The organism is Coprococcus sp. AF102-57 (assembly GCF_027686195.1).
Taxonomy (GTDB): Bacteria; Bacillota; Clostridia; order Lachnospirales; family Lachnospiraceae; genus Allocoprococcus; species Allocoprococcus comes.
In genome coordinates, this window is the sequence record NZ_JAQCSY010000011.1 from 94,653 (window position 1) to 106,344 (window position 11,692).

Genomic DNA, 11,692 nt, shown 5'->3' on the forward strand with positions numbered 1-11,692 from the left:
GATTCCTCCATATTTACCGACTCCATTTGATCTCAGTTTCCTTTGATGCCACATATGCATCACTTCCGTTGCCACTTCCCGCGTCTTCTGCTTTTACATTTGCAAGTACATCTGCTTTAAACACTGCCGTTTCTGTCACGATAAAATTACCATGTTCCACAGAAGCTTCATTCGTATCTTTCACAGATTCCAGATCCGGAAGTTTCAAAGTGTAACGGAAGCCGCCTTTTCCGTCTGGCTCGGCGATAATCACCGGTTTCAGCGTAATCTTGTAATAATTATAAGATCCACTGTCTGAAACATAATTTGACTCAATCGTCACATTGTATACTTCCGGTTCAAAAGTATGGATTTTTTCCTCATCTGGTACACCTTCCTGTGAATCATCTTCCTTTTCCTTCACATTCTCCCAGATCCATTTCCATTCTTCCTCAGAAGTCTCTGTCTTCTCTTTTATCTTGCGGTATACATACTGCTGAAGTTCTACTTTCTTCTGTTCTTCTCCATCCACCGTTTCTGTCGTTTCGATAACCCGGAGTTTTCCTTCCAGCTTATTATCCTGTCCGGCTTCTGTCTCTGTCAGTTTTCCTTTCAGATTGATCGAATAGACTTCTGCACAGTCGATACTGCTCCATTTCAGCACCGTACGCTCTGCATTCCACTGTTCTTCATGGGAAGGCACTTCAGGCGTATCGGTTACTTTTACCTTCTCTTCTTCTTCCACGGTATCTGCTTCTACTTCCGGTGCTGTCAGTTTTGCATACGGGAGCTGTACCGTTCCGACTTTCACCCACCGTGAGCTGACACTGCTGTTACCGGAAGAAATTCTGGTGTAGTACGCGATCCATTTACCGGCATAGCGAATTGAGAAATTATTCATAAAGTGGTAATAATCCTGTGCATTTTCCATGTTCATCTGAACCGGAACAAAATTATCCTCATAAGTCTGCGGATAAATCTTTATCATACGATTCCCCGGATTCTCTACGGTAGAAGCTTCTGCATCCTCCTTGGAATTATAAACATAGGCTTTCAGAAGGTATGCGCTTCCTCCAGGTGGAATGCTTTCTTTCGATGCGGCAATGTTGATTCTCAGACCTTCTGCCGTTCCGTTTTTAAAATCTTCCGCATCTACCGGCTTCTCCTTATCATGTGTCCAGCTGACTTTCCATCCATCCAGTACCGGATCTGCAAGTCTGCTCGGAATTTCCAGTTCATAGGTCACACCCGGAGCACTGTCTACATAGACATTCTTATCACTCGTTTTGGCTACCAGATAGACAATGATTCGTTTGCCCGCATAAGCTTCCAGATTGATCGTCTTTGAATAGCTGCCATCTTTTGCTTCACGCTTCAAGACCACATCTCCCATAGCTGTTTCTTTTCCGGGCTCGCCAGAATTGCTGTACTCACGAACATAGATCTGGTATCCCATACAATAAGTCTCATCTGAGATTTTTGCCCAGCTGACATTGTAATTCAGTTCATTTTCATCCACATTCACTACCGATGGCTGTCCCGGTTTTTCCAAACGCTGTGATACGTTGTAGATCGCTGTGGCAGAAAGTCCGATCTGACCTTTTGATGCATCTCCGATACGGGTTACTTTCAGACGGATCTGGGTGTAATTCCAGTCATCTCCGTCTGCGGTAAAGCTTCGCCCGCTCTCTTTATATGCGCTTGTATCAATCGTAACTTCCTTGCCGTCTGCATCAATACCGGTCATCTCGATCTTGTACTTCGGATCGGATGTCGCAGCTAGATTCTTGTCCCACGAGAAGGTGTACTGCATCCGGTTCTCACCATCATAGGTCGGTTCCAGGTTGGATCCGTCTTTCTGATCAAGTACCGGGGCTGCCAGCCAGGTGAACAGATTTGAGGATGTATATTTAAAATCATTAAAATCATTCGGCCATTTTCCATTGAAGATCACACTGTCTGTATAGGACCATTCTTCCTGGTTCTTCTCATCTACATCCACCAGTTCTTTGATTGTATTGGTTCCAGCCATCTTCTGGTCATGATACATATAAACCGGACCAAGACCGGACTGTGCATACCAGAGACGTACATGCAGATTGGTTGCCTCTCTGATATAATCCGGAAGATTCGTCAATGATGCTGTTGCAATTCCTTTTGATACTGCCATAATATCTGTCTTTGCAAGAACAATATCATTTTCTCCCTTCCAGGTTCCAAGAAGCTCTGCCCGGTAAATTGGCTGTACCTCTTTAATAGAATTCGTTTTACTGTTATCAAGCTGGATATTAATGCTCAGATCATCCAGTGAGCTACCACTGATCGTAACCGATGGAGTTGCCGAATTATTTCTGTTGCTGTCCGACAGAGGAATACTTGCCCGGTAGTACGGCTGGAATGATGCTATTGAAATCTGTGGTGCAGACTGACAGGTACCAGCTTTCGATGTTGCCTTTGCTATAATCTGGTAATAATTATCATCACTATATCGTTTATGAAGTCCATCATCGCCAAAGTCAATATCCAGAAATCCAGTCGGGTTCTCTGCATTCAAAATAACTTTCTTGGAAAATCCCTTCAAGCTGATCTCTACCTGCCAGCCTTCATAGTCTTTGTAATCATCCAGATTATTCAGACTGTATTCATATCGATAATCCTCTCGATTTTCACTTTCAACAAACGGTGTTTTTAGTTCTACACGGATATCCGGTGTCGGAAGTACTTTTTTCTGGCTCAGTTCCACTTTTACCGGATCTGATTTTTCTACATCATCATACATGCTGACTGCACGTACCTGTAGCACCAGTTGACCGGACATTCCATCCGGAATATCAAAGCTTCCATTCTCCTTGTATAAAACTCTTACTGCCTCGTTTCCATTTTCATCCGTTACTGTCACTTCATATTTAAACGGATCACATAAGTCTGTTGAATTTTTCTCATCCTTTTTCGGCAGAACAGCTGGTGTAATATTCAAAGTAATCTTTCCATCACTTATTGATGCTTCAACAGAATCCGGTGCAAGAATCTTCTCTTTTTCATCGACAGTTACCACACCCTCCAGCCTCTTATATGCGGTTCTGGAATTCACAACAATTGAATCTTCTGTATCCACAATGACTTTATTCTCAATCTTGGACGTCTCATAATATTCATCAATATAGAACAGCACCTCTCCCATTTTTTTATCATTATCTGCACTGTTCCGGATCACACCGTCCTGATCTACGTATAGCCGATCCCCATAAATGGTTGTCACATTGTTTCCAAAATCAAGTGTCGCAAAAAAGAATCTTCCATCTATATCCTTCATTTCATACATAATTGTACAATAATCTTTCCAGTATACATAACTATCCGTTGGATAAATATGTATATATCCGTTTCCGTTTTTGACGGTGTTTTCCGTTTTTACCCCCAGTTCAATTCCCGTATAGTCAATGTTGGCACTGTCTCTTCGCTTAATATAGAAATTGTTTTTCCGGTCATTCTCATTCCCTATATTTGCAGGTGTTCCGGTAATCGAGGTAATTCCTGACGGAAGTGATCCGGATGAATAGATCGGGTATGGAGCCCAGCTCGACTTCACCTGATAATTAGCAGAATTCAGGTCAAGCGAAAAGCAATTATCGATGGCAGTATTTTTCCATCCTTCCTGCCCATATCTCGCTCCGAAAATTCCTCCGACATAGCCCGATGCCTTTAGCACTTTCGCATAATTTCTGCAGCGTTCAATTCGGATCTTCAGATTCGCATTTGAAGTTTCTATCCTGCCTCCCTGGGCATTATCACAGGAAACAAATCCAAAAATGCCGGATGCCATTGATGCTGAATAAATTTCTACATTCGGGGCATTGATACAATCAAGGATTTGAATCGTATAGCTCTGAGACTCACTTGCTTTGCTGGCATAATAGCTTGTCACATTTCCCAAGATGCCTGCACTGTCATTTGCTCCCTGCACCTTATCATCTGTAAAATTTTTACCCTTTTGCAGATAAATACTTCCATAGTTTCCACAACCCACAATGTTATATTCATTTTCCTCATAAGCATGATAAAGCTGTGCGACAATACCGCCCGAAGCTCCAACCCAGTCATTTGCATAGGTTGTCTGCAGATTTCCATAATTCCTGCAATTTTCTATGGTTCCACCGGTTCCCGTCCACTGTCCCATAATTCCGCCAGAATAATGGCTGTTATAGCAGTATACCGTTCCATAGTTAATACATTTTTCAATCGTCCATCCATCGGAAGTGATGTTGTTCTGATTTCCGATAATTCCACCGGCAAACCGATTCGTTCCCGAAGTAGCCAGCTGTCTTCCAACAAATGCACCATTGACCAGATAACTCAGATCCTGCTCTGACTCATTCATTCCGATAATTCCACCGGTTCCGACCCCGATTACCTGTGACTTATTAACCAGGAACCAGTTGCCGGATACGCACTTGTTGACAGAGCCGGTTGTTCCATTGAACGCCGTAATTCCTCCAAGATTTCCATTGGAACTCATATGCATCTGCATCCTCCCGGCTGCTACATTAGAACCGCCATCATAAGAAAGCTTCTCTATTTCACTTCCACCACTCCATCCAACATAATTATCATCCTTGGAAAGTTTTCCTTTTTCTGTTGCAAATTTATTCAACTGCTCTGCTGTCGTTTCTTCCGTCACATCACGCATGACATCTGCGGTAATGCTGCTTCCAGACATTGCAATTTTTCCCTTATTAAATCCAACCACTCCGCCAAGCATTCCGAATTTTGCCTTCAGATTGCTGGATGAATGATTCTCCAGATAGCATGCTTCAACTATTCCTGTGGTCTCGTTTTTTCCTGCAATTCCGCCGGCATGCGTTGCCTGCGCTTCTTTTTGCTGTACCGTGCTGGAACTGTTTGCAGTATAAATCCCCTGAATATCCATGTTGATCAGGCCAACTGTATTGTTCTTCAGAGACGAATAGTTTACGCCTGTAATTCCTCCATAGCAGTTGCCTTCTGCACTGCCATTTTCATCCTCTTTCATGGTTCCGGAATAACTGCATCCTACAACCTGAACTTTCTTCTGTCCGGAATCATTTGCTGATACAGACGCATTACCATTACTTCCAACAATTCCACCAAGATACTTATATCCACTGAAATCATTAAAATTCACACCTTCTGCCACAACCTTTACCACCGTCCCCTGGTTCATGCCGACAGCGCCTCCGACAACCAGCGCAGTCTGCTGTACATTGATTTCCGGCATGGTCGTAATCTTTGTCACACTTCCTGTCGCCTGGGAATCTCCTACGGTTCCGTTATTTAATCCGGTAATTCCTCCGATAATGACCGCACTTCCCTTAAGGACCACGTTTTCTTTCGATGCACTTCCCAGTATCGTTCCGTTATTCACTGCACAGATTGCTCCTGCGTCCATGACGCCCAGACTGTAAATCTCTGCCTTTGTCGTTTTTGTTCCCTGAACGTTGCAGTTCTCAATAATTCCATCCGCTTCATTTTTTGCCGCGATTCCTCCGGCATATCCGGAACTGCTGCTCACACTTCCGTAATCTTTACTGTTCGAAATCTTTGCCACATTAACTGCCGTAATTCCTCCCGCATATCCGGAATCCGCAGTTACTTTTCCTGCCCGGTTGATTGTATTGGTCACATTTCCACTGGTTGTACCGACAATTCCTCCAACCATTCCGTGGGTTGCCCGTACCTGACTCGCCTTGCATACCAGATACTGTGTTTCAGACTGGCCAAGAGAATCCTGTCCCAGATAGTTTCCAACAATTCCACCGACATTTTCATAACCGGTGATCCTCGCTCCGCTTCCGACAGCTACAATTTCTCCGTTTGTTCCGCCATCTCCGGTAACACTCAGAGTTCCTGTTTTTTCATTAATACCAATAATACCGCCCACATTCGTTCCGTGACTGCTCATAATGCTGCGACTGATATTCTCGTCTTCAGCAACCTGGATCGTACCGCTGTTTCTACCTGCGATTCCACCAACATTATCACTGGCAGCAGAAATATTTGCATAGCTGGTGTTCTCTCTTATCACACCTTTGGTCAGATTCCAGCCGACGATTCCACCCAGATTCTGATTACCGGAAATGGTCTTTCCTGACATGGTACTGCATTTTTCAATGGTTCCTGCTGTGTAGTTTCTTGTTCCATCTGTAAATGTCGTATCGCTTCCGATATTCAGTCCGGCAATTCCACCGACATAACTAAGCGCTGCATTTCCAAAATGCTCACTGAGAGTACACTGGTAAATGAGCCCCGCATTCAGTCCGACCACTCCGCCGATTCCTGTGAAACCGGATAAACTTCCCTTGTTGGTACAGTTGTCGATGATCTGATTTTTAAGATTGACTCCGACAATTCCACCTGCCAGGTGCAGCTCCAGATTTTCCGCCTCATCTGGCAGATCGATGCCCGCTCCAATCTCATTTTTTGCAAATGTCCCCAATTTCACCGTTCCAACCGATTCACCAAACGCCGCAGATGTCAGAGAAATATTTCCCGAATTGGTACATTCTTTCACTACAATCCTGCTGTTCTTTTCACTGTATCCAAGAATCCCTCCTGTATACAGACTGGCTGTAATCGGAAGATTATTCGTCGTTGTGACTGTAATCTTTGCCGTATTGGTATTGGTATATCCACTCGCATATACCGGGATATTGTCCGCACTCAGTTCCGGCAGCAGTTTATCTGCATTTTCCCACAGCTCTCCTTCTGTTGTAGAATAGGTGCTGATATATCCAACCACACCACCACAGAATGCCTTTCCTTTGATCGTACCAAGGATGTTATCTGTATGGATTCCATCCATCACAAGATCGTTATTTGTATTTATCAGATTCGCTCCAATACATCCTCCGACAAAAAGCTGACCTTCCACGCTTCGTGGACGGATCTTTAAGTCTGATTCCGTCACAGACGCAGATGCATTTAATCCAAACGCACCACCTGCACATTTTCCAAATGCATAGATACGTCCACCGATCAGGGTGTAGTTGACACTGATCCTGGCATTCACATCATTGAATCCAACTACGCCACCGACATAATCTTCTCCAACCACGATACTGGAAACAGATTTGACCGTAATATTCTGGCTTTCTTCGGAAAACAGAATATTACCATCATTATATCCTGCAATTCCACCTGCATAATCCGCTTTTGCTTCCCAGTTATTTACAATCGTATTGTAAATAGAATTATCATAATCGGATAAGTAGCTTGCGCAGTTTGAGATCGTAGCTCCGTTGGCATTATATCCGACAATTCCACCAATGTATTTTTCATAACCAGCCGTCACACCATTATTGATACAATCTGTAAGTTCGACTGAACCTGCATTTTCACCAACGATTCCACCAACATAACTGTTACCAATCACATAGTTTCCATTTGTCGTGACAGAAACTCCTCCATGTGCCCGGATTGCCTGACTAATACCGCCTAGACCACCGGCAATACCACCGACATATTTTGATCCAAGCACATATCCACCGCTCTTTGTTGAACAGTTGGCAAGCAGGGAAACATTTCCATATCCGATGATACCACCAACATATTCTCCACGGAGTAATTCATCCTTTTTCGTCTGATCATACACATACCCGGTCTGTCCAGCTGCACTTGAAGCTCCATAAAGAAGCGTATTCTCACCATATCCGACAACTCCGCCGAAATATTTTCCTTTTTCATAATCGTCTGCAACGGAAGAAACGTTGCAAAGTACAAGTCCGTCATTGCTACAGTCTGTCAGGTCCGACATTTCTTTTAGCACATCATCCCGATAGTTCGTATCCTCTAATGTACCAGTTACCTTTCCTGCAATTCCACCTGTACAGTAATTGCCGTTGATGTTCGCATGGTTTTCGCATTCCGCAATTTTGGCACCATTCTTTTCGGTTGGCAGGCTTGCATATCCCACGATACCACCGATTCCTCTTGCTGTACTTTGGGAATTAGTATCCGGGATCTTGACATTCATAGACCCCGACATAGAAAGCTTTGTTGCCTGCCCTGCTGCTACCCTGGTGCCGTCTGCATTTGCCATACTTCCGATCACTCCACCGACCGCTGCCATAGCAAATCCATCAGATTCCCCTGCACCAGTCTGTTCAAGCGATACATTGACTGCTGTATCTTTTCCGGTCACTGCCGTATCTGATATGTTTCCCTCGCTTCGTCCGGCAAGGATTCCGATTCCTTTCAGTGACGAATACTTTCTGGTATCTGCCTTTTCCGTTCCAAAGGTCAGTTTCGGATTCTGGAGCGTCACCTGTTCGATCGTTCCCTTTACTTCACAGAACAGTCCCAGATACTCTGGTCTACTCACCTGACCTGCTGTCTTCGTTTCGGTTCTTCCGGTTTTCTGTACTGCTGCAGCAGTCTGAAGTTCGTCTGCTGTTGTATCATCAATAATCGAGTCCTCACCCAGCTTCAGATTCGAGAGCAGCGTACTTCCACCCTTTCCTTTTAACGTATAGTCTGCAGGAAGCTCCGCAATTGCCGGAAAATCAATGACCGAAGTTTTGCTGTTCTCTTTCCAGGCCAGCTTCAGGACATTCTTCTGTCCGGAAACATTACCCGAAGTCTGCTGTGTCAGCTGATACACACCGGTACCGGCTGAAGTCCAGTCCATATTTTTATTGGTAAGTATGAAAGCCGGATTCTTTTCTCCCTCGTAATACCTGATATTTGAAAGATGACGGTACGCAGCAATCTTTACATCATTTGGGGATGTGCTGTCCGCATACATGGTATTTGCTGTATTAGATGATACCGACTCGCTGTCTTTATATTCCTTCTGGATCAAGTTGGCTGAATCTTTTCCGGCATAAGAAGTCGCTTTTACTGTTGCATAAATATTCTGTGCCTTTGCAAGATCTTTTGTCATAGACGCAAGGCGACAGATACTTGTGCTCAACGTTTTCTCATAAGCAGATGAATCCGATGCCAACGTTGCCTGTGTCTTCGCAGACATCATGGCATCAAGAACCAGAGAGTACTTATTATCGCTGTAAGTCAGCGGGAACTCCCATCCTTCACTTTCTTTATTCTTTCCATCCTTCAAAGTAACCGATGCCATCTGTCCACTGTCCGACTTATTCTGATCAATGGACCATCCGTTTTTCCGAAGATCATATGGCGATACAACCATACTGAAAAGCTTTTTGTCACTTCCTTTTAAATAGAAAGTAATCTCATAGCTTACATCCAGACTGCTGCCCACATTACTTGACCAGTTCAACGACAACCGTTCACTGTTCTGAAGACTGATCGTTGCAATACGAAGCTTCGTTGTACCAAGATTGACTGCATTTACCGTATCATCTGCGGAATAATAACCAAGCAGACGCTTGCTTCTGCTTTCGTATTCTCTGTCAAGCATGGTAAGCGAATGTTTTTCATCTTTCTCGGCATAATTCAGACTGTCGCATTTTGTTGCATAAAATGCAGAATACACTTCACCGGATTCGATATCAATTTCAATTGCGATCGCACCTTTGTATATATCTTTATCATAGGTATAATCATCGATCAGCGTAAGCACCGGATTCTTCTTTGAGTTCTTGCTGTCATAAGAATCTGCATTCAGCGTGATCGCGTAAATTTTTCCATTCAGGTTCAAATCTGATCCCGTATATTGGATCCCTTTTTTCTCAATCTGCTTTTTAAAACTGTCCCATTGACCGGATGACCGGTAATAAGTAAGCTTCGACTCTGCCGCCAGATAGACTGTCTTGGCATTCTCCTCATTCTTTCTAAATTCCGCTTTCCGCCAGTAATTGATAAAAAACGGAACTGCGACTGCTGCAATGATTGAAAGGATGATGAGTACTACCATCAGCTCTACCATTGTAAATCCTTTTTTTCTGTTTTTTCTCATATTCGTACACCTGCTATATATTCATTCATCAAACTCTAATTATACATAGTAAATTATAGCAGTTCTTTTACAAAAAAACAGCATCATTTTTAATGTTATTTGTAATTTTTTTCACCTTTTTCCTCGTTACTCTGCATTTCTCCGCCATTTGCCACGTTCTTCTGCTATTTTAACCTTCAAAAAACGGTCCGCCAATTTCCTATGAAATAAAAAAAGAAAATCCTTCTCAGATCTTTCTCCAAAAAGCATTTTCTCTTTTTACAGATATTCTTTTTTCATAACCGCTGCTTCGGCACGCATATCCGGTCCGTGACATGCTCCCACCACTTAAATCACTGATTTTGAAGTGGGGGCTTCTTGCTCAATGGCTCTACTGAGCCAAGTATCTACAAGCTATCCTCGCGTGCCCCGCGATTCTTTTGCCCGGACACGGGCATGTTTTCTTATGATCCAATTGTCCGGATACGGACAGTTTATGCTGTCAACATCCTTCTTGCCTCTTCACGGATGTTGATTGCTGCATTACGGTCTCTGTCCATCTCATTTCCGCACGCACAGTGATAAACTCTTTCGGATAATTTCAGCTCTTTCTTTATCCTTCCACATTGACAGCATTTTTTACTGGAAGGAAAGAAACGGTCTACCTTTACCATTTTCTTTCCTCTCCACGCCAGTTTATAGTCTATCATTTCCCTGAACATTCCGTATCCATTATCATGTACGCTTTTTCCGAAATGCAGACATTGCCCCATTGCTTTCATATCGATGTCTTCCACTGCAACTGCATCATAACCGTCTGCAATCTTTCGGCTTAGTTTGTGCAGATAATCTCTTCTCTGATTTCGTATCTTTTCATGACATCTGGCAACTTTCTTTTTCTGCAGCTCATAATTATGACTTCCTCGTACGCATCTTGACAACTTTCGTTGCTCCCTCGCCAGTCTTTTTTCGTTTTTTCTAAAAAATCCTGCTTCTTCTGTCTCAATCTTTTCTGAAAATACTGCCATACCCTGCATTGCGTAATCTATTCCAAGTATCCTTGCGGTACTATAATCTGGTTCAGCTGCTTGGTTTTCACAACTGTACCCTTCATACAGCAGGCTTGCAAAGTATTTGCCGGATGGTTCCATACTGACTGTCACTGATTTTAGGCAAAAGCCTTCTGCTGACTTCCTGTGTTTTTTCATGGCAATCCATTTTAATTTGGGAAGCCGGATCCGCTTACTTTCCACCAGGATATTTCCATTGACCACATTCGTTGTATAGCTGTTTCTGGAATGATGTTTTGACTTGAACCTTGGAAATCCAATCTTGGGATCCCGAAAAAAATTCTTATATGCCTTTTCCAGATGAAGCTGGACATTTGCCAGTGCCAGCGAATCTACTTCTTTCAGAAATGGATATTCTTTTTTATACATGGCCGGTGTATGTTTTAACATTTTCTTCGTCTTTTCATACTCCTGGATCTTATCATTAAGCATCTGATTATACAGAAAACGACAACAGCCAAATGTTTTGCCAAGAACTATCTTCTGTTCTTCTGTCGGATAAATTCGGAAACGATATGCTATGTTCAATACTTCTTCTCTCCCTGGGTTTCAATGTATTGACGGATTACTTCTACTGGGGCGCCTCCAGCTGTCAACAGACAAAAGCTCTGACTCCAAAAGGCTTCTTTTCCAAAGTTTCTCTCTGAACACATCAGATACACTGAATGTGCATTATGATCTATTTTTTTCATGCAAATCAGTCCTCTCTCTAATAATCTATGTTTTACTTAAATGAAAAACTAAATTCCAGCTG

The 11,692-nt window shown here is 43.1% G+C and carries 2 protein-coding genes and 1 pseudogene; all 3 read right to left on the minus strand.

From position 1 onward, the window contains the following. Window positions 1-13: 13 nt before the first annotated feature. On the minus strand, window positions 14-9,889 hold the full coding sequence (locus PGZ10_RS08990; RefSeq protein WP_270541196.1) for a type II secretion system protein: 9,876 nt from the start codon (window positions 9,887-9,889) through the stop codon (window positions 14-16). 473 nt (window positions 9,890-10,362) lie between these two features. Further along, window positions 10,363-11,466, minus strand: coding sequence for an RNA-guided endonuclease TnpB family protein (locus PGZ10_RS08995; protein WP_270541197.1), 1,104 nt, complete (start codon window positions 11,464-11,466; stop codon window positions 10,363-10,365). Beyond that, window positions 11,463-11,583: pseudogene (locus PGZ10_RS09000) on the minus strand (transposase); the annotation flags it as partial. The pseudogene PGZ10_RS09000 and the gene PGZ10_RS08995, both read right to left, overlap by 4 nt. Between the last annotated feature and the right edge of the window lie 109 nt (window positions 11,584-11,692).